Below are 19,653 nucleotides of genomic sequence, written 5' to 3' on the forward strand. Positions count from 1 at the left end.
TGTTGGTTTGCTACATTCAATCACGCCTTTTTATCATCTCAGGCCCATTCTTTAGCCCTAAGTCGATAGTGCCCGGGTATCAAAAAGCCCCTTCAGCCTTTATAATTTGTAGCCGATTTACAAGCGCCAGGCTCATTCATACAGCGCAGGGTGATTATCCATCGCCCGAACGAGCCCTTGGCAATCCAGCCATAAATCATTTCGGGGAAAAACATGCCTACAAAATCAAAAATCATCTATACCCTAACTGATGAAGCTCCGGCACTGGCGACCGCTTCGCTGCTGCCGATTATTCGCACCTTCGCTTCTTCTGCCGATATTGAAGTTGATCTGAGCGATATCTCCCTGGCTGCCCGTATTCTTGCTGCCTTCCCCGAGCGCCTCACCGAAGAGCAGCGCGTCGAAGATGGTCTCGCTTTCCTCGGCGATCTGGCCAAAGACCCTGATGCCAACATCATCAAACTGCCGAATATCAGTGCTTCCGTTCCCCAGCTGCGTGCCGCCATCAAAGAGCTGCAGGAGCAGGGCTACGACGTGCCTGAGTACATTGAGAACGCGCAGACCGACGAAGAAAAAGAAGCCAAGTCCCGTTACGCCGGCATTCTCGGCAGCGCTGTAAACCCGGTTCTGCGTCAGGGCAACTCTGACCGTCGTGCGCCGGCTGCGGTCAAGGCTTTCGCTCGCAAGCACCCGCATTCAATGGGCAAATGGAGCAAGTCTTCACGCTCCCACGCGGATTACATGCGTGGCGGTGACTTCTTCTCCAGCGAACAGTCGGTCACCATGCCTGAGGCAACCGATGTACGCATCGAGTTTGTTCCCAATGGCGGTCAGCCGGTCCTGAAAAAAGAGCTCAGCCTGGAAAAAGGCGAAGTTCTGGACAGCATGTTCATGAGTGCCAAGGCGCTGGACGCTTTCTTCGAAGACACACTTCAGGACTGTAAAGAAGCAGGTGTCATGTGGTCCCTGCACGTCAAAGCGACCATGATGAAGGTATCTCACCCGATCGTGTTCGGCCATGCGGTACGTGTGTTCTACCGTGAAGTATTCGACAAGTATGGTGAGCTGTTCGAGCAACTGGGTGTTAACCCGAACAACGGCATGAGCAGCGTCTACGAGAAGATCAAGTCTCTGCCACAGTCCACTCAGGACGAAATCGAAGAAGCGATCCATGCCTGCTACGAACACCGCCCGGAAATGGCGATGGTTGATTCCGTTAAAGGTATCACCAACCTGCACATCCCAAGTGACGTAATCGTTGATGCGTCCATGCCGGCCATGATCCGCAACTCCGGCCAGATGTGGGGCCGCGATGGCAAGCAGAAAGACACCAAGGCTGTTATGCCTGAGTCTACCTATGCGCGCATCTACCAGGAAATGATCAACTTCTGTAAAACTAACGGCGCGTTCGATCCCACTACCATGGGCAGCGTACCGAACGTGGGATTGATGGCGATGAAAGCCGAAGAGTACGGCTCTCACGACAAGACTTTTGAGATCCAGGCTGATGGTACCATGCGCGTCGTGAAGGCTGACGGCACTGTCCTGATGCAGCACGCAGTGGAAAAAGGCGACATCTGGCGCGCCTGCCAGACCAAGGACGCGGCGATCCGTGACTGGGTCAAGCTGGCGGTCAACCGTTCACGTCAGTCCGATACTCCGGCCATCTTCTGGCTGGACCAGGAACGTGCGCACGATCTGGAGCTGACCAAAAAAGTCAAAGAGTACCTGAAAGAGCACGATACAGAAGGTCTCGACATCTCCATCATGTCCTACAACGAAGCGATCCGTGTTTCCATGGAACGTCTGATTCGCGGCCTGGACACTATCTCTGTGACCGGTAACGTTCTGCGTGACTACCTGACCGACCTGTTCCCGATCATGGAACTGGGTACATCTGCGAAGATGCTGTCCATCGTGCCGATGCTGGCTGGCGGCGGCATGTACGAAACCGGTGCCGGCGGTTCTGCACCGAAACATGTTCAGCAGGTCATGCAGGAAAACCACCTGCGTTGGGATTCACTGGGTGAGTTCCTGGCACTGGGCGTTTCTCTGGAAGAGCTGGGCATCAAGAAAGGCAATGTCCGTGCGAAGGTACTGGCAACCGCACTCGATAAAGCAACCGAGCGTCTGCTGGAAAACGGTAAGTCACCTTCACGCAAGGCCGGCGAACTGGATAACCGTGGCAGCCATTTCTACCTGGCCCTGTACTGGGCACAGGAAGTGGCTGCTCAGGCGGAGGATGCTGATCTTGCAGCCGAATTCAAGCCGCTGGCTGATGCGCTGACTCAGAACGAGCAGACCATCGTGGACGAGCTGAATGCGGTACAGGGCAAGCCTGCCGAGCTGGATGGTTACTACCACGCAAATCTCGATACCGTGTTCAAGGTGATGTGCCCAAGCACTACCTTCAACAAGATCCTGGATGACTTCAAGAAGTGATCATTGAGATCTAAAAAGAAAAAACCCGGGCAAGCCCGGGTTTTTTGTGTCTGTCCGTAAGTATTACGGCAGCCATGTTGATGCTGCCGCAAGCGGAGTTCAGATTTCGATTCTCTCCCACTCTGCCGGCAGTGAATCTGCAGCCTTGTGACTGGTCACAACAGCCATGCTCGCCTTTTCGGGCGAGAGCCAGGTCGATGCCACGCGCTTGAGGTCATCAAGCGTGACCGACAGAATCCGCTGGCGGAAGGCCTGACGCACCTCTGGCGTGCGGCCGAACAAGCTGCTGTGGTAGGTCGATTTGGCTTCTCCGGCTGGGGAGCCGGGCTTATCCATGGAGCTGACTACACCCAGAATCGCCTCCTGTAGTCGCTGCGGATCCCCCTCAGAGGTGGCCAACCACTGCAGCGCCTGATCGAAGTCGTCCAGCGTTCCCTCTATGCGCGGATCGCGATAGGAAAAGAAGCGGAAGATGGCATCGCCATTGTCCTGCCCGGCGCCTGCCCCATAGGCCCCACCCTTCTCTCGGATGGCACGGTGAAGGTAGCCGTTACGCAAATAGTCACCCAGCACGGTCAGTGCTGCTGCGTCCGGGTGGCCTGTTGGTACTGTCGGGTAGGCCTTGGCACAGAAACTGACCTGGGTACTGGTCAGCCATAGCTGCTGAACCGCTGAGCGGGTTTCGGGCAATGACAGAGCAACAAAATTACCTCGACTGTCAGCCTGACCTATCCAGAACTGCTCAAGCTGCTGACGCAGACTGTCACGATGCTCCTCTTCACCGACCAGCAGGAAGCGACGAGGCGCCGACCGAATACGCTCATGCAGCGCCGTCAGTTCAGCTGACAGAGCCGTCAGCATATTCTCCTCTGCCAGACTTTTGTCCAGATGTTTGACAAAGCGTACGCCGGCAAGGCCACGGGTCTGGTGTGACAGTCGGGCTACCGGGCTGAAACCGGCCCCTGCGGCCATCATCGCCAGGCTGTGGCCTGATCCGGTAATGCTCTGCTCACGGCGTGCACGCTGTTGCGCCACAATTTCACGGATGCGGGCAGTTTCATCAAAACGCGCATCAGCAAGCGTTTCGGCCATCAGCGCGGTCAGTTTTTCACTGTTAACGCTAAGGGCCTTGCCGGACATCACCAGGTAGGCGCTGACCTGTTGTTCGTCATCGACGCTGCCTCGCAGGCTTGTGTAAGCATGCAGTCCACCGGTCACTTGGCTCTGGTAGGCCTGATTGGCGCGATAGTCGCGATCACCACAGCCGAGCTCTGTCAGGCAGTAGGTGTACAGAGGCATAAGGGATTGTTCACGCTCACTCAGTTCAGGCAGGTCAAGAATCACCTGCTGGTAAACCAGACCGTTGGTACCGGCACCAAACCAGGTCGTTTTAAGCGGATCGGTGGCCAGTTCAGTGGCAGTCGGCAGGTTAAGCTCAGCCGGGACGTCCTCAAGGGTGACACAGGGCAGAATGCTGTCATCATCAACCTGCTGTTGGCGTGCTTCAAGCGCCTGAGAACGATCAATAATATCTTGTTTATCGCTTTCGCTCAGGCCTGCCTTGATCTGTTCCAACCGTGCCGCTTCAGCTGCATCACGACGGGCAGCCAGTTCGGCATCCGGTCGCAGTGTCAGGCGCACACGGTGCGGATTGTCCAGCAGCCAGCGGCGTACCAGCCCAGGAATGAACGCTGGATCCTTGATCTGTTCGCGCAGCTTTTCCAGGGCGGGATCAATGTCCAGCACCCCAATCGGGTTGCCCCGGTGAATGGCCGCCGGCATAGCCGACAGAATTAGTTGCAGACCAAATGGGTAACCGTCACCGGTAATTTCACGCTGACTCAGCTCCAGCTGATGAAGCTGGGCCTCAACCGTTTCCTGCGGTATGCCCTCTTCTGCAACCTTTTCAAGCGTATCGATCACCAGTTGCTCGAAGGCCGCCGCCTTTTCAGGCTCACTGCCTTCAAGGCCACACATAAAGCTCATCTCGCGGTTGGAGTCTTCAAGTCCACACAGCGGTGAAGGGGCGCTGCCCAGATCGGTCGACTCAAGTGCTGCCCGTAATGGTGAGCTGGAGTTGTCCAGCAACACCCGACTGAGCAGGTGGGCCTGCATCAGCTGATCAAGCTCAATCGAACGCGGCAGTAGCCAGCCTATAACATGATGGGTAGATGCTGTCAGGTCGTCCTGTTCGAGCGCATACGCCTCTTCAACTCTCAAAGGGGCGAAATAACGCTTCTCGTTGTCTACGTTCAATGTCTCATCACGGCGTTCAAAGCGGGACAGAGCCTGCTCTTCAAAGCGCTGCTGCAGCTCTTCAACCGGCAGGTTGCCAAAGGTCATGAAGACTGCGTTGCTGGGATGGTAATGACTACGGTAGAACTCCAGCAGTTCTTCGTAACTGAGATCCGGAATACAGTCCGGCTCACCACCGCTGTTGTAATGATAGGTGGTGGTGGGAAACAGGTAGCGTGTCAGCGTTTGCCACAGCGTGGAAACCGGTGAGCTCATTGCCCCCTTCATCTCGTTGTATACCACCCCCTTGTACACCAGTGAGGAGTCAGGGTTGGCTGCTTCGCTGAACTCGACACGATGTCCTTCCTGAGCAAAATCCAGTGGATCAAGTCGTGAAAAGAAGGTGGCATCCAGATACACATCCAGCAGATTGAAGAAATCCTTCCGGTTCTGGCTGGCAAAGGGATAAGCCGTCCAGTCACTGCTGGTGAAAGCATTCATGAACGTATTAAGCGAGCGCCGGGTCATCATGAAGAAGGGGTCGCGAACCGGATAGCGTTCACTGCCACAGAGTGCGGTGTGCTCCAGAATGTGTGCCACACCGGTAGAGTCTTCCGGCATGGTTCTGAACGCAACCAGAAATACATTCTCATCATGCTCTGACGCAATGTGATAATGCAGCGCCCCAGTTGTAATGTGCTCATACTCCGCCACTTCAATATTGAGTGACTCAATCGCCTTGTGTTGTAGAAAGCGGAACCCGGGATGACAGATTTCAGTATGCATAGAGTGCCTTGTGTCGGAATTCATGTCGTATTTACCTCATTGTAACCATTCCGGATCATCATTGCAGTTCAACCTGACTGGCCTGTTTGTTGCGCTGCCGCATGACGCTTGTCGGAATGGCTGTAGTGCTGGAAAAGAACAGACGATTCGTTCCCAATCCCAGTCTATACAGGCGATTTTGGCTGATCGAAAATATTATTGTGCAATGCACAAAACGGGCTTGACACTCTGCTTCAGGATCACTAAAGTGAACTCATTGTTGCAATGCACAAAAACGCAGCGAATGCTGCAAACGTCATTGAAGAGGTGACTTACTATGTACGAGAACATGAAAGACAAAATGAAGCCGGTCATGGATATGGCTGAAATCAACAAAAAGACCACCGAGAAGCTGATTGCTCTGCAGTCTGCCTACGTGTCTGAATTTGTTAACGCCAGTCTGAACCAGATGAAGACCCTGTCTGAGTCGCGCGATCCCAAGGCTGCACTGGAGCTTCAGGTCAAGTATCTGAAAGAGATCGAAGCCAAACTGACAGACGTGGCCGAGAAAGAGATGGCTGCTCTGGTTGAAGCCAAGGAAGAACTTACCGGTCTGGTTGAGAAAAGCGTTGCCGAAATCGGTGACCTGAAGGATGTTCCCTTCATGGCTGAGCTGCAGAAGTTCATGAAGCCGATGGACATGGCTGCCAAAAGCAGCAAGTAAATCGGTGGTTGGGGTTGTGCGTTTGCACAATCCCCGACCTGCTGGCTGCGCTTGATTGACTCATCCGTGGCATGTATTCAGCACTGCTGCTGTCTGCTAAAAGATACTGAATTTCGTCGATCTGGCAGCAGATTAACGCAAATCAAAAAGAATTCACTTTGTTGGCTGCAGGTTTGACAGAGTGAGAATTGAATGTCTATCATGCAGTTTTTGCACCGCAGCAAAAACGCTGAAGTCGGTTCTTTGCACTGTTATTAAAGGTAAGTGACTATGTACGACAACATGTTGAAAGAGATGCAGGACAAAATGAAGCCCGTTACCGAGCTGGCTGAAATCAACAAAAAAGCTGTTGAGAAAATTTTTGCTCTGCAGTCCGGCTACTTTGCCGATTGCGTTAATGCCAGCCTGGCTCAGGTTAAGGCACTGGCTGAAGTGAAAGAGCCGAAGCAGGCACTGGAGCTTCAGATGGGCTTCATTAAGCAGCAGGAGGCGAAGTGGACCGAAGTTGCCGAACAGGAGCTGGCCACGCTGAATGAAGTGCGTGAAGAAGTATCCAGCCTGTTCGAGCAGAGCCTGAGCTCACTGAGCGAAATGCCCTACTTCGACCTGACCAAACTCGATCTGCCCAAGTTCGACATGAACCAGTTTGATATGACCAAGTTCGATATCAGCAACTTCATGCCGAAAACTGAAGCCGAAAAGCCGGCAGCCAAGCCTGCTGCTCGCAAGGCCGCTTCAGCAGCCAGCGCCTCTGCTGCATCCTGATACCGCCTCTTCGCTGTATATGAAATGACCGCCCAAGGGCGGTCATTTTTGTTTCTGTACCGAGCGCCTATCTGGCCAGATCGGGTAGCTCTCCTCTGAGCCCCATCGCAAACTCCATTACCCGGTTACGTGCCGGCGGCAAGTGCCCTGCCAGCCCCAAGCCCGCATTCCGAAGCAGTTTGAGCGGCCCAATATCATTGCTGAATATGCGATAGAATCCGTCCATGACTTGCATCATCAGCAGGTTGTGGCGGCGGCGCTGTTTCTCGAAACGCTCAAGCACACTGAGATCACTGATGGATTCGCCACATTGATGCGCTGCAAGCAGCGTTTGTGCCAGTGCAGCTGCATCCAGCAGACCAATATTGACGCCCTGCCCGGCCAGCGGATGAATCATATGGGCAGCGTCCCCGACCAGCACAACCCCTTCATGGCAATATTGCTGAGCATGCTGACGTCGCAGCGGGAAACTGCTGCGCCCCTGTATCTCGGTGATATGGCCCAACTCGCTCGGAAATACAGCATGCAATTGCTGCAGGAACTGTTCTTCAGGCAAGGCCAGAAGGCGTTTGACCTCGTTTGGCGTGTTGTACCACACGAGTGAAGCGTTGTGTCCACTCAACGGCAAGAAGGCCAGCGGCCCGGTCGGGGTAAACTGCTGCCAGGTGATATCCTCCTGGCCATAGGCGGTCGTAACACCGGCGACCAAGGCATGCTGTTCGTAATCCCACTTGGTCACACCGATACCGGCTGCCTGGCGTACCTTTGAGTCTCCGCCATCCGCTGCCACAACCAAACGACCTACCAACTCGCGGCCATCCTCCAGTTGCACCAGTGTTGCACCGGGAACATAGTCAATCCGCGTTGTAGGAGCTGGCGAAATCAGATCGATATTGTCAAATGCTTTCAGGCGCTCCAGCAGCGCAATCTGGATCAGGCGGTTCTCAACGATATGACCAAGGTGGTCGTAGCCTATAGCAGTGGCATCAAACTCGGTGGCTGCGGCAGTTGAGCTTTTCTCCCACACTTTCATGCGTCGGTAGGGGCAGCTGCGTCGGTCCTTTATTCCACCCCAGGCGCCGATATTCTGAAGGAAGCGTTCGGAGGCAATACTCAAGGCGGACACGCGCAGATCGTGGGGCTGGGAAGGCTCGAAGCCGGCAGGTAGTTGACGCTCCAGCACGGCCACCGACAGGCCGGAATTACCCAGGGCGCAGGCCAGTGCCGACCCTACCATTCCGCCACCGACAATCAAAATATCGTATCGGGTTTTCATCAGGGTGCTCCTTCAAATCGCAATGCGCGTCAGTATACCGGAAGCCCTGAATGGTCGCTTGCGTCAGATCAAACCGTGTCTATTGTGAGCAGGAAACAAAAAGCCCCGCAGTTGCGGGGCTTTAGGATGGCGCGTAGCAGAGTCACAGTTCGGTAATGCCGCCCATGTAAGGCTGCAGCACTTCGGGTACGCGAACAGAGCCACTTTCGGTCTGGTAGTTTTCCAGTACAGCGACCAGTGTTCGGCCAACAGCAAGGCCGGAACCGTTCAGCGTGTGTACCAGTTCCGGTTTGCCGGTTTCCGGATTGCGCCAACGTGCCATCATGCGACGCGCCTGGAAATCACCCATGTTGGAGCAGGAAGAGATCTCGCGGAACTTGCCCTGCCCCGGTAGCCAAACCTCGATATCGTAGGTCTTGGCGGCACTGAAACCGAGATCGCCGCCACAGAGGGCGACAACCCGGTAGGGCAGATTCAGTTTCTGCAGAATGGCCTCAGCGTGCCCGGTGAGAGCCTCAAGGGCATCCCAGGATTTTGCCGGCTCGACCACATGTACCAGCTCAACCTTGTCAAACTGATGCTGGCGGATCATGCCACGAGTGTCACGACCAGAAGCGCCTGCCTCGGAACGAAAACAGGGTGTGTGGCAGGTGTACTGCAGTGGCAGCTGGGCCGCGTCGATGATTTCGTCACGCACCGTATTGGTAACCGGGACCTCAGCGGTGGGAATCAGGTAGTAGTTTCGATCACCCAGCGGCGTGCGGAACAGGTCTTCTTCAAACTTGGGTAGCTGGCCGGTTCCGAGCAGTGAGTCGGCATTGACCAGATACGGCACATAGATTTCGGTGTAGCCGTGCTCGGCAATATGGGTGTCGAGCATGAATTGAGTCAGGGCGCGGTGCAGGCGGGCAATCTTGCCTTTCATCACGGCAAAACGAGAGCCTGTTATTTTGGCGGCAGTTTCAAAGTCCAGCTCGTTGTTTTTTTCTCCCAGCGCAACATGGTCCTGAGGCTCAAAACTGAACTGTGCCGGCGTGCCCCAGCGGCGGACTTCGACGTTGTCCTCTTCATCGGCTCCGGCAGGCACTGATTCATGCGGAATGTTGGGAACACCCAGCAACAATGCATCAAGTGTAGCCTGCACCTGATTCAGGCGCTGTTTGGCATCGTCGAGTTGCTGGCCCAGGCTCTGCACTTCATCCAGCAGGGGCTGGATGTCTTCACCGGAGGCTTTCGCCTTGCCGATGCTCTTGGAGCGAGTGTTGCGCTCATTCTGCAGCGCTTCGGTTTCGGTTTGGATGGCTTTGCGTTGATTGTCCAGCTCGATAAAGCGCTCAACCGGGAATTCAAACCCTTTCTTTTTCAGCAGCTCAGCGACTGCTTCAGGGTTGGCGCGTACAAATTTAGGATCCAGCATGAGAGCAAACTTACCTTGTGTTGTCAGTACAGAGTTGTCAGAACAGACGGGTCAACCACAATCCGGCACCCAGTGCGGCAATGCACAATAGAACGCTTAATGATATATAAATCAGGGCCGACATTATATGCCCCTCGCTGATCATCGCCACCGTTTCCAGAGAAAAGGTCGAGAAAGTGGTAAAGGCACCCAAAAATCCAACCATCACCAGAGGCCGAAGTTCTGGCGACAGGCGAGCCTTTTCAAGGATCAGTACAAAGCATACCCCCATCAAGAAAGAGCCCAGTACGTTTACGCTCAGCGTACCGATCGGTATGGGATGCTCAGCGTTATTGAGCCAGCCACTGACCCAGTAACGCGCCACCGCACCCAGTGCTCCTCCCAGCGCCACAGCGAACAGATGTATCATCCTGGGCTCCTTGGATAACGTCGCCGTGGGCTGCGCTGGTCCTGTTCACGAAGGCGTTGCAGTTTTTCACGGATTTTGATTTCCAGCCCACGTGGTTCGGGCTCATACCAACGTTGATGAGCCAAGGCCTCCGGCAGATAGTTCTCCCCTGCCGCATATGCATCCGGCTCATCATGGGCATAGCGGTATTCATCACCGTACCCGAGCGACTTCATCAGACTGGTGGGCGCATTGCGCAGATGATCCGGCACTGGATGAGAGCCTTCGCCTCTTACCTGCATCAGACACTGGTTGAATGCCTTGTAGACTGCGTTGCTTTTGGGTGCGCAGGCACAGTAGATCGCAGCCTGTGCTATCGCCCGTTCACCTTCGGCAGGACCCACGCGCTCAAACGCGTCCCAGGCTGATAACGCCACCTGCATGGCACGGGGATCGGCATTGCCGATATCTTCCGATGCAATTGCCACCAACCGGCGCGCGACATAGAGCGGATCAGCGCCGCCATCCAGCATACGGCAATACCAGTAAAGCGCCCCGTCCGGTGAAGAGCCACGCACCGACTTGTGAAAGGCAGAAATCATGTCGTAGAAGTGATCTCCGCCCTTGTCAAAGCGGCGCCCTCCCGCCTGTAGTACTTCATGCAGTACTGCTTCCGTTACGAGGTGGGTGCCGTCAGCTTGCGGCTGTGCCAGATCAGCAGCGATCTCAAGCAGATTGAGTGCGCTGCGAGCATCACCGTCAGCCGCTGTAATCAGTCGCTGCAGCAGGTCAGGTTCAACCTTCAACTGCAGCGAACCCAGCCCTTGCTGGACATCGCTCAAGGCATGATGGACAACCTGCATAAGCTCATCGGGCTGCAATGCCCGCAGCAGGTAAACGCGCGCCCGGGACAAAAGAGCATTATTCAGCTCGAAGGACGGGTTTTCGGTGGTTGCACCGATAAAGATCAAAGTGCCATCTTCCACATAGGGCAGAAAGGCATCCTGTTGTGATTTGTTGAAACGGTGTACCTCATCCACGAACAGGATGGTCTTGCGCCCGCTCTGCGCCTTTACCTGACGTGCTTCTTCTACCGCCTGGCGAATCTCTTTCACGCCTGACAGTACGGCCGACAGGGTGATGAAATGGGCATCGACCTTGTGTGCGACCAGTTGTGCCAAGGTGGTTTTACCGACCCCCGGCGGCCCCCACAGAATCATGGAGTGGATCAGCCCCTGATCCAGCGCCTGACGTAATGGTTTACCCGCTGCGAGCAGGTGACTCTGACCAGCATAGTGCTCCAGTGTGTGCGGTCGCATGCGGGCGGCCAGAGGCTGATAGCCGGTGGCCTGGTTGCTGAACAGGTCCTGCATCAGAAGCCCGGATCTTCAATCAGGTCAGCGCCTGGCGGCAGGCTGAACTCAAAAATGTCCTGCGGCAGTTCCGGGTTGTATTCCAGGTCATGCAAAACCAGCATGCTGCGTTGGCCCAGGCTGTCCTCCATGGACAGTTCTGTCAGGCGCTCCTGTTCAAACAATAACCGTATACGGGCGAATGTGTTGCCTTCAGGGTTCAACGGCCGTAATTCAAACAGGGAGATGCCCTGTTCGTTTTCATCGATGCGACTGATACTGAACTGTTTTTGCAGTTCGCTGATCTGGCCATTCAGAATCAGCGCAGGAGCGCTGTTGCCATGTGAACCGGAGGGTCTGCGAGTCACCTGGTCCAGGTCTGGATCATGTATCCAGATCGACTCCCCATCACTGACGATCTCCTGCACGAATGGCTGTTCTGTTACCCAGCGGAAACGGTCCGGACGGGCCACGTAAAAATAGCCAACCGATTCCTCGGCTCGGTCACCGTCACTGCTGAGCGCAAACTGGCTGAACTCGGCTCGTGCCGATTCATACCCGGACAGGCGCTGTTGCAGATCGTCGGCCGGGCCTGCAAAGGCGGTGCCTATACCCAGCGCCAGTGTAGCCATCAGTTTTTTCAGCATCTCAGTTCCTCGGTGGTGGCGGTGCCAGCACTTCGCGCTGACCATTACTGCCCGCCTCGGAAACAACCTCTGCTGCTTCCATGGTTTCGATCATGCGTGCAGCACGGTTGTAACCGATTTTGAGCTTGCGCTGTACGCTGGAGATGGACGCCTTGCGGGACTCGGTCACGAACGCTACCGCCTCGTCGTAAAGTGGGTCCTGTTCGTCATCAAACAGATCACCACCGCTGCCGCCATCTCCTGCTGACCCATCTGACAGATTCACGTCAATGTAGTTCGGCTCTCCCAACAGCTTCCACTGCTCAACCACTCGATGGACCTCGTCATCGCTGACGAAGGCGCCATGTACACGGTTCGGAATGCTGGTGCCGGCCGGCACGTAGAGCATGTCCCCATAACCCAGCAGACTCTCGGCACCGCCCTGATCAAGGATGGTGCGCGAGTCGATCTTCGATGACACCTGGAAGGCGATACGGGTCGGAATATTGGCCTTGATCAGACCAGTGATCACATCCACGGAGGGGCGTTGCGTGGCAAGAATCAAATGTATGCCGGCCGCCCTCGCCTTTTGTGCAATACGGGCAATCAACTCTTCGACTTTTTTGCCCACCATCATCATCATGTCGGCAAATTCATCAATCACCACCACAATATAGGGCAGCGTTTCCAGCGTTGGGGCTGGCTCATCATCGGGCAGGCCGTATTCCTGCGGATTCCATAGCGGGTCCGGGATCGGCTTCCCTGCTTCCTGCGCTTGAATGACCTTGTCGTTAAAACCGGCAATATTGCGCACACCCATTTTGGCCATCAGGCGGTAACGTCGCTCCATCTCGGCGACACACCAGCGCAAACCACCGGCGGCCTCTTTCATATCGGTAATGACGGGAGTCAGCAAATGTGGGACGCCCTCGTAGACCGACAACTCCAGCATTTTGGGGTCAACCAGAATCAGCCGCACTTCCTCCGGCGTTGCCTTCAGCAACAGACTCAGCAGCATGGCATTGACGCCCACTGATTTGCCCGAACCTGTCGTACCGGCCACCAGCAGGTGTGGCATCTTGGCAAGGTTGGCTACCACCGGATTGCCTGCAATATCGTTGCCCAGTGCCAGCGTCAGGCGTGAGGAGGCTTCCAGATAAGGCCTGGCGTTCAAAACCTCGCTCAGGTGCACGGTTTGACGGACCTCGTTTGGAATTTCCACCCCAACAACGGATTTGCCCGGAATGACCTCAACCACTCGCACACTCATGACGGCCATGGATCGGGCAAGGTCACGCGACAGGTTACTGATTTTGCTGGCTTTCACCCCAGGGGCTGGCTGAAGCTCAAAGCGTGTGATGACAGGGCCCGGATTGACCTCAACCACTTCAACGACTACGCCAAAGTCTTTCAGCTTACTTTCCAGCAGGCGTGACATTTGCTCCAGCTCATCTTCGCTGTAGCCCTGCTGCTGCTGCAGCTCTGGCGGGTCAAGCAGATCAAGAGATGGCAGTCTGGGTAACTGTTTGCGTTTGACCGGGGTCGGCTCGCTGTCAGGCTCATCCGCCATCGGCTGGTGAGTTTCAGACAGCGGCACAATTTTGAGGCTGCGTTTTGCCGCTTCTGTAACCGCTCCAGCGGCTGCACTTGTTTTGGCCATGGCCGCTTTCGCAGCAGTCGTAGACTCTTCTGAAGACGGAATGACAGTATTTTCCGCAATGGATGGTTCCATGTGTGGTTCAATGCGTTCATGCATGGCTGGGGCTGGGCTGACCGGTCGTGAAACACGAGGTGCCACGTCAGGTGAATCAGCTGCTCTTGCAAACGCGTTATTTGCAATTGCGGGTTCGTCTGCAGTCGTAAGGGGCAGCCGTCCGCGCAACTGGTCAACCATCCGCAGAAGAGCGCCACCAAGCAGTTCGAGCAGCTCCTGCCACGAGAACTCCAGAAACAAGGTCAGGCCCAGCAGCATCAGAGTCCAGAACAGAATTGAGCTTCCGGTAACGCTGAACCAGCTGACAGCCCAGTCAGAAGTGGCCTCGCCCAGCAAGCCGCCCACCGTAAACGGGTAATGCAGGCTGTCGTTGGAAAGATGGATGGATGACAGTGTGCAGAGGGCTAGCAGGAAGATAGCGGCCCCCAGGCTGCGCAGCATCAGGAATGGCAAGGTTTCCATAATACCCACGCGGACCTGGCGCAGATAGCGCCAGGCTGGCCACAACACCAGCAGCGGTAACAGATAGGCGCCTACGCCAAAAGCGGAAATCATGCCATCAGCCATCCAGGCGCCTGCAGTTCCGGTAAAATTCTTCACCTCTGGCTGGTAAGCCAGATGCGACCATCCCGGGTCGCGCGGGTCATATCCAATCAGTGCCAGCAATAAAAACAGACAGGCTCCAGCCAGCAGGATCAGCCCACCCTCGCGGGCAATACTGGCCAGCTGGGTTGTCAGAGAAGGCACTGTGGGGGGTCGCTTTTCACTCAATCCGGTTTTCCTTACACTCAACAGATCTCGATGCAGCGGCAAAAATACCATATATCGGCCACGGACACCGAATATTGCCATGCTCACCCGTGCTGTCATAGACAATCCGCCATCGCGGGTTTAGAGTCGGCTGCAATCAGTAACAGGAACCATTCAATCCGGATACCCAACACCCATGAGTGAAGTACAACACCATCGTCTGATTATCCTGGGCTCTGGCCCTGCCGGTTACACCGCTGCCGTCTATGCTGCACGCGCCAACCTGAACCCGGTCGTAATTACCGGCATGCAGGCTGGCGGGCAGTTGACCACTACCACCGAAGTCGACAATTGGCCCGGAGATGTGGATGGTGTGCAGGGCCCTGAGTTAATGCAGCGGATGCAGGCCCATGCCGAACGCTTCAATACTCAGGTGATTTTCGATCACATTAATGAAACACAGCTGCAGAGCCGCCCTTTCCGCCTCAAGGGTGATATGGGCGAATACAGCTGTGATGCCCTCATCATCGCAACAGGGGCATCGGCACAGTACCTGGGCTTGCCGTCCGAAGAGGCTTTTATGGGCAAAGGTGTCAGCGCTTGTGCCACATGTGACGGCTTTTTCTATCGTGGCCAGAAGGTGGCTGTGATCGGCGGTGGCAACACCGCTGTTGAAGAAGCACTCTACTTGTCCAATATTGCGGCAGAAGTCACCCTGATTCACCGTCGTGACAGCCTGCGCTCCGAGAAAATCCTGCAGGACAAAATTCTGGAACGGGCTGAAAACGGCAACATCAATATCGTTTGGAACCACCAGCTTGATGAGGTGCTGGGTGACCAGAGTGGGGTCACCGGTATTCGCGTCCGCAGCACAACCGATGCCACAACGCACGAGCTTGATCTGCAGGGCGTGTTTGTCGCCATTGGACACAAGCCGAATACAGAGCTGTTTGCAGGTCAGCTGGAGATGAATGACGGCTATCTGAAGATACGCTCCGGCCTTGAAGGCAAGGCAACCCAAACCAGCATTGAAGGTGTGTTTGCGGCAGGTGATGTGTGTGACCACATCTACCGTCAGGCGATTACATCAGCCGGTTTTGGTTGCATGGCAGCACTGGATGCCGAAAAATATCTGGATGATCTCGACGCCTGATGATTCCGTGGCTGGCTGATGACAGCCTGCTCTTTCCTCCGCTCGATAAGGCCCTGGCAGAGCCCAACGGCCTGTTGGCGGCTGGCGGAGATCTGAGCAAGGCAAGGCTTTTGAGTGCCTATCGCAGCGGGATCTTTCCCTGGTATAACCCCGGGGAGCCTATCCTGTGGTGGAGCCCTGACCCGCGTTGCATTGTGTTGCCGGACAAACTGCACGTATCGCGCAGCCTGCGCAAACGCCTGCGCCGCACTGACTACCGGGTGACTTTTGATCAGGCCTTTGAGCACGTGGTCAGAGCGTGTGCAGGGCCGCGTCGAGGACAGCAGGGCACGTGGATCAGCCATGAGATTTTCTCGGCTTACGTGAATCTCCACCACCAGGGCATCGCACATTCGGTTGAAGTCTGGATGGGTGATGAACTGGTCGGCGGGCTTTATGGCCTGGCCATTGGGTCGGTTTTTTTCGGCGAATCAATGTTCTCGTACCAGCGTGACGCCTCAAAAATAGGCTTTACCTGGTGCGTGACACAGCTCAAACAATGGGGATATCAGCTCATTGATTGCCAGGTATATAACGACCATTTGGCGAGCTTAGGTGCGATAGAAATCACACGACATGACTTTGCTGTAAGTCTGGATCAGCTGTGTGAACAGTCGCTTGATCACACCTGGCAATTTTCCATTACTCGCGAGGCAGTTTGTGAAAATTCGTGTAGCTGATCTGTGTGCGCTGCGGTTCTATGCCACGCCAGAACATGATTGCAGCTACCTGCCTGACCGACAGGCGCGCACCCTTTTTGTAGACCCGCGTGCCGATATTGATCGTAACCTGTACAGCCAACTGTCAGAACTGGGCTTCCGGCGCAGTGGTGGACATATCTATCGACCGCATTGCGAGCAGTGTCAGGCCTGTATTTCCGTTCGCGTACCTGTTGCTGAATTCAACCCCTCCAAAACACAGCGGCGTATCGAGAATCGTAACGCCGACCTGATTGTTCGTGCTGTTCCCTGCCAGCTTACACACGAGTACTACGCGCTTTATGAGCGTTATATCAATCAGCGCCATGCTGATGGCGACATGTACCCCCCCTCCCCGGATCAGTTTTTCAATTTTCTTGTTGAAGGTACGGTGGATTCCTGTTTTTACGAATTCCGCAACCCAGAAGGTACGCTCCTGGCAGTGGCGGTATCCGATATGCTGGAACAGGGGATGTCGGCTCTCTACACTTTCTATGATCCTGATATGGAGTGGCGCAGTCTCGGTGTGTACGCCGTTATCTGGCAGATTCGACAAACCGCAAGGAGCGGCAAGAAGTGGCTTTATCTTGGCTATTGGGTGGAAGACTGCCGCAAAATGAACTACAAGATTCGCTACCGGCCGCTGGAGATGCTTATCAATAGCGAGTGGCGTCGATTGAGCCCTGAGGCAAGCACCGATTAGCTTTTGAAATCGGACGTCTTTTAGGGCACAATACTGCGCTTTCCACACTCAGGCTAACCAGCCTCAAAGGTAGGTAGTGAATGGCTAAAGAAGATTCATTTGAAATGGAAGGTACCGTTATCGATACCCTTCCCAATACCATGTTCCGCGTTGAGCTCGAAAATGGCCACGTTGTGACTGCCCATATCTCCGGCAAAATGCGCAAGAACTACATCCGTATTCTGACTGGTGACAAGGTCAAGGTCGAACTGACTCCCTACGACCTGAGCAAAGGCCGTATCGTTTACCGCGCCCGCTGATATCACGAGCGCGGCTGCGGTGGATGGCAGCCCTCAGGCTGCCACCGCTGCGACCTCCAGACAGATCTCTCCATCCTCGCCGATACCAATATCCACTTCTCCGCCGGATTCTGCCAGTTCTCCAAACAGAATCATCTCGGCCAGCGGCTTCTTCAGCTTTTCCTGAATCAGACGCTGCATCGGGCGGGCACCCATCTTCTCGTCATAACCGTTCTCAGCCAGCCACTGGCGTGCAGCCTCATCCACATGCAACACTACATGTTTGTCGTCCAATTGAGCCTGAAGCTCAGTCAGGAACTTGTCGACCACACCCTTGACGATTTCCAGAGTCAGAGGTTTGAACTGAATCACGGTATCCAGGCGATTGCGGAACTCCGGTGTAAACAGTCGTTTCAGAGCCTCCATTGCATCCGTGCTGTGGTCCTGCTGAGTGAAGCCGATTGACGGCCGGCTGTGTGCTTCGGCACCTGCGTTGGTTGTCATCACCAGAATGACGTTGCGGAAGTCTGCCTTACGACCGTTATTGTCGGTCAAAGTGCCGTTATCCATCACTTGAAGCAGCAGGTTGAACACCTCAGGGTGCGCCTTCTCGATCTCATCCAGCAGCAGTACGCAATGCGGTGACTTGGTGATCGCTTCTGTCAACAGCCCTCCCTGATCGAAGCCAACATAGCCCGGAGGCGCACCGATCAGGCGTGAGACGGTGTGCCGTTCCATATACTCTGACATGTCAAAGCGCACCAGCTCGATACCCAAAATGCGCGCCAACTGCTGGGTAACCTCAGTCTTGCCGACACCGGTTGGGCCGGCAAACAGGAAGCTGCCCACCGGCTTGTTTGGCTCCTTGAGGCCTGCACGAGACAGTTTGATGGCCGAAGCCAAAGAGCTGATCGCTTCATCCTGCCCCAGTACCACCATCTTGAGATTGCTTTCCAGCTTACGCAACTGATCCTTATCGGATGTGGACACGCTTTTCGGCGGGATACGTGCGATCTTGGCGACCACCGACTCGACTTCAGCCACGTCGATGACCTTTTTGCGCTGTTCAACGGGCATGAGCCGCTGATAGGCCCCCGCTTCATCGATTACATCAATGGCCTTGTCCGGCATATGCTTGTCATTGATGTAGCGATCCGCCAGCTCAGACGCTGCGCGCAGTGCCGCATCGGTGTACTCCAGGTCGTGATGCTCCTCGAAGCGAGACCGCAGGCCGCGCAGAATGTGGTAGGTATCATCCACGTTCGGCTCAAGCACATCAATTTTCTGGAACCGGCGCGCGAGCGCACGGTCTTTCTCAAAGATGCCACGGAATTCCTGAAAAGTGGTCGACCCGATGCATCGGATCTCACCGGAACTGAGCAGCGGCTTGAGCAGGTTGGAAGCGTCCATGGAGCCGCCGGAAGCGGCACCTGCCCCGATAATGGTATGGATTTCATCAATAAACAGGATAGAACGCGGCTGTTGTTTGATCTCGTTCAGCAAAGACTTCAGCCTTTTTTCGAAATCACCGCGGTACTTGGTGCCCGCCAGCAAAGCACCCAGATCAAGGGCATAGACAATGCTGTCGGAGATAATATCCGGCACCTTGTCTTCAATGATCAGTTTTGCCAGTCCCTCGGCAATCGCTGTTTTGCCGACACCAGCCTCCCCCACCAGCAGAGGGTTGTTCTTGCGACGACGTGACAAAATCTGTACCACCCGTTCGACTTCGGAGTCACGCCCCACCAGCGGATCGATCCGACCCAGTGCAGCCTGCTGATTCAGATTGACGGCATACTGAGACAGGGCGCTTTTGCTGCTTTCACCACTCTCTTCACCATCAGCACCCAGCCCGGGTTCGTCAGACTCCTGTTCGTTGATGCGGGATATACCGTGCGAGATGTAGTTGACCACATCCATGCGTTCGATGCCCTGCTGCTGCAGAACAAACACAGCGTGACTTTCCTGCTCGCTGTAGATGGCCACCAGCACATTGGCGCCATTGACCTCAGACTTGCCGGAGGACTGCACATGGAACACCGCACGCTGCAATACGCGCTGAAAGCCAAGTGTCGGCTGGGTTTCCATGTTGGGAATGTTATCCGGCAGCAGTGGTGTAGTTTCATCGATAAACACCGACAACTGCTGGCGCAAACGGCTCAAATCGGCGCCGCAGGCATTGAGCACCGCAACCGCCTGACGGTTGTCGAGCAACGCCAACAGCAAGTGTTCAACCGTCATGAATTCATGTCGCTTATCCCGGGCTGACCGGAATGCAACGCTCAGGGTGTCTTCAAGCTCTCGATTCAGCATGGCATTCGCCTCCCG

The 19,653-nt window shown here is 55.2% G+C and carries 15 protein-coding genes; 7 read left to right on the top strand and 8 right to left on the bottom strand.

Annotated features, from left to right (window positions below; genetic code table 11):
- Positions 1-213 precede the first annotated feature (213 nt).
- Positions 214-2,442: an NADP-dependent isocitrate dehydrogenase gene (locus ABIE61_RS05220; protein WP_354407367.1), complete on the top strand. Its 2,229-nt coding sequence runs from the start codon at positions 214-216 to the stop codon at positions 2,440-2,442.
- Positions 2,443-2,541: 99 nt separating this feature from the next.
- Here ABIE61_RS05220 and ABIE61_RS05225 read toward each other — a convergent pair whose 3' ends face one another.
- Positions 2,542-5,463 carry an insulinase family protein gene (locus tag ABIE61_RS05225; RefSeq protein ID WP_354407369.1) on the bottom strand — a complete coding sequence of 974 codons (2,922 nt, stop codon included), beginning with the start codon at positions 5,461-5,463 and terminating at the stop codon, positions 2,542-2,544.
- A 316-nt stretch (positions 5,464-5,779) separates the two neighbouring features.
- On the opposite strand from ABIE61_RS05225, the gene ABIE61_RS05230 reads away from it, so the two are divergent.
- Both ABIE61_RS05230 and ABIE61_RS05235 read left to right on the top strand, forming a co-directional pair.
- Positions 5,780-6,166 (top strand): phasin family protein, encoded by a 387-nt coding sequence (locus ABIE61_RS05230; RefSeq protein WP_091824119.1) that lies wholly within the window; start codon positions 5,780-5,782, stop codon positions 6,164-6,166.
- Positions 6,167-6,436: 270 nt separating this feature from the next.
- Positions 6,437-6,931: a phasin family protein gene (locus ABIE61_RS05235; protein ID WP_354407372.1), complete on the top strand. Its 495-nt coding sequence runs from the start codon at positions 6,437-6,439 to the stop codon at positions 6,929-6,931.
- Between the two features lie 67 nt (positions 6,932-6,998).
- On the opposite strand, the gene ABIE61_RS05240 is transcribed toward ABIE61_RS05235, so the two are convergent.
- The 6 genes from ABIE61_RS05240 to ABIE61_RS05265 form a co-directional block, all read right to left on the bottom strand.
- Positions 6,999-8,207: a UbiH/UbiF/VisC/COQ6 family ubiquinone biosynthesis hydroxylase gene (locus ABIE61_RS05240; protein WP_354407375.1), complete on the bottom strand. Its 1,209-nt coding sequence runs from the start codon at positions 8,205-8,207 to the stop codon at positions 6,999-7,001.
- Positions 8,208-8,349: 142 nt separating this feature from the next.
- Entirely contained in the window at positions 8,350-9,624 is a 1,275-nt protein-coding gene (gene serS, locus ABIE61_RS05245) for a serine--tRNA ligase (protein ID WP_354407377.1), read from the bottom strand.
- 37 nt (positions 9,625-9,661) lie between these two features.
- Positions 9,662-10,033 (bottom strand): fluoride efflux transporter CrcB, encoded by a 372-nt coding sequence (gene crcB, locus ABIE61_RS05250; RefSeq protein ID WP_206841561.1) that lies wholly within the window; start codon positions 10,031-10,033, stop codon positions 9,662-9,664.
- Complete coding sequence (locus ABIE61_RS05255; RefSeq protein WP_206841557.1) at positions 10,030-11,385, bottom strand: replication-associated recombination protein A; 1,356 nt, start codon at positions 11,383-11,385, stop codon at positions 10,030-10,032. Before ABIE61_RS05255 ends, crcB begins: the two co-directional genes overlap by 4 nt.
- Positions 11,385-12,011 (bottom strand): outer membrane lipoprotein periplasmic chaperone LolA, encoded by a 627-nt coding sequence (gene lolA / locus ABIE61_RS05260; RefSeq protein ID WP_242530169.1) that lies wholly within the window; start codon positions 12,009-12,011, stop codon positions 11,385-11,387. Before lolA ends, ABIE61_RS05255 begins: the two co-directional genes overlap by 1 nt.
- Before the next feature lies 1 nt (position 12,012).
- On the bottom strand, positions 12,013-14,475 hold the full coding sequence (locus ABIE61_RS05265; RefSeq protein WP_354407381.1) for a DNA translocase FtsK: 2,463 nt from the start codon (positions 14,473-14,475) through the stop codon (positions 12,013-12,015).
- A 175-nt stretch (positions 14,476-14,650) separates the two neighbouring features.
- Here ABIE61_RS05265 and trxB point away from each other — a divergent pair, with 175 nt between their 5' ends.
- The 4 genes from trxB (at position 14,651) to infA (ending at position 17,346) form a co-directional block, all read left to right on the top strand.
- Positions 14,651-15,607 (top strand): thioredoxin-disulfide reductase, encoded by a 957-nt coding sequence (gene trxB / locus ABIE61_RS05270; protein WP_354407382.1) that lies wholly within the window; start codon positions 14,651-14,653, stop codon positions 15,605-15,607.
- Positions 15,607-16,326, top strand: a complete 720-nt coding sequence (aat, locus tag ABIE61_RS05275; protein ID WP_354407384.1) for a leucyl/phenylalanyl-tRNA--protein transferase — start codon at positions 15,607-15,609, stop codon at positions 16,324-16,326. Before trxB ends, aat begins: the two co-directional genes overlap by 1 nt.
- Entirely contained in the window at positions 16,307-17,047 is a 741-nt protein-coding gene (locus ABIE61_RS05280) for an arginyltransferase (protein ID WP_354407387.1), read from the top strand. Before aat ends, ABIE61_RS05280 begins: the two co-directional genes overlap by 20 nt.
- Positions 17,048-17,127: 80 nt before the next feature.
- Positions 17,128-17,346 (top strand): translation initiation factor IF-1, encoded by a 219-nt coding sequence (infA, locus tag ABIE61_RS05285; protein WP_091824146.1) that lies wholly within the window; start codon positions 17,128-17,130, stop codon positions 17,344-17,346.
- Between the two features lie 33 nt (positions 17,347-17,379).
- On the opposite strand, the gene clpA is transcribed toward infA, so the two are convergent.
- The gene (gene clpA / locus ABIE61_RS05290) at positions 17,380-19,638 is read right to left on the bottom strand and encodes an ATP-dependent Clp protease ATP-binding subunit ClpA (protein ID WP_354407390.1); all 2,259 of its coding nucleotides are present in this window, start codon (positions 19,636-19,638) and stop codon (positions 17,380-17,382) included.
- Between the last annotated feature and the right edge of the window lie 15 nt (positions 19,639-19,653).

Source organism: Marinobacterium sp. MBR-111 (assembly GCF_040547585.1).
Lineage (GTDB): Bacteria > Pseudomonadota > Gammaproteobacteria > Pseudomonadales > Balneatricaceae > Marinobacterium > Marinobacterium iners.

Coding starts and splice junctions, on each gene's coding strand:
- ABIE61_RS05220 (WP_354407367.1), top strand. CDS start 214: ATGCCTACAAAATCAAAAATCATCTATACCCTAACTGATGAAGCTCCG.
- ABIE61_RS05225 (WP_354407369.1), bottom strand. CDS start 5,463: ATGCATACTGAAATCTGTCATCCCGGGTTCCGCTTTCTACAACACAAG.
- ABIE61_RS05230 (WP_091824119.1), top strand. CDS start 5,780: ATGTACGAGAACATGAAAGACAAAATGAAGCCGGTCATGGATATGGCT.
- ABIE61_RS05235 (WP_354407372.1), top strand. CDS start 6,437: ATGTACGACAACATGTTGAAAGAGATGCAGGACAAAATGAAGCCCGTT.
- ABIE61_RS05240 (WP_354407375.1), bottom strand. CDS start 8,207: ATGAAAACCCGATACGATATTTTGATTGTCGGTGGCGGAATGGTAGGG.
- serS (WP_354407377.1), bottom strand. CDS start 9,624: ATGCTGGATCCTAAATTTGTACGCGCCAACCCTGAAGCAGTCGCTGAG.
- crcB (WP_206841561.1), bottom strand. CDS start 10,033: ATGATACATCTGTTCGCTGTGGCGCTGGGAGGAGCACTGGGTGCGGTG.
- ABIE61_RS05255 (WP_206841557.1), bottom strand. CDS start 11,385: ATGCAGGACCTGTTCAGCAACCAGGCCACCGGCTATCAGCCTCTGGCC.
- lolA (WP_242530169.1), bottom strand. CDS start 12,011: ATGCTGAAAAAACTGATGGCTACACTGGCGCTGGGTATAGGCACCGCC.
- trxB (WP_354407382.1), top strand. CDS start 14,651: ATGAGTGAAGTACAACACCATCGTCTGATTATCCTGGGCTCTGGCCCT.
- aat (WP_354407384.1), top strand. CDS start 15,607: ATGATTCCGTGGCTGGCTGATGACAGCCTGCTCTTTCCTCCGCTCGAT.
- infA (WP_091824146.1), top strand. CDS start 17,128: ATGGCTAAAGAAGATTCATTTGAAATGGAAGGTACCGTTATCGATACC.
- clpA (WP_354407390.1), bottom strand. CDS start 19,638: ATGCTGAATCGAGAGCTTGAAGACACCCTGAGCGTTGCATTCCGGTCA.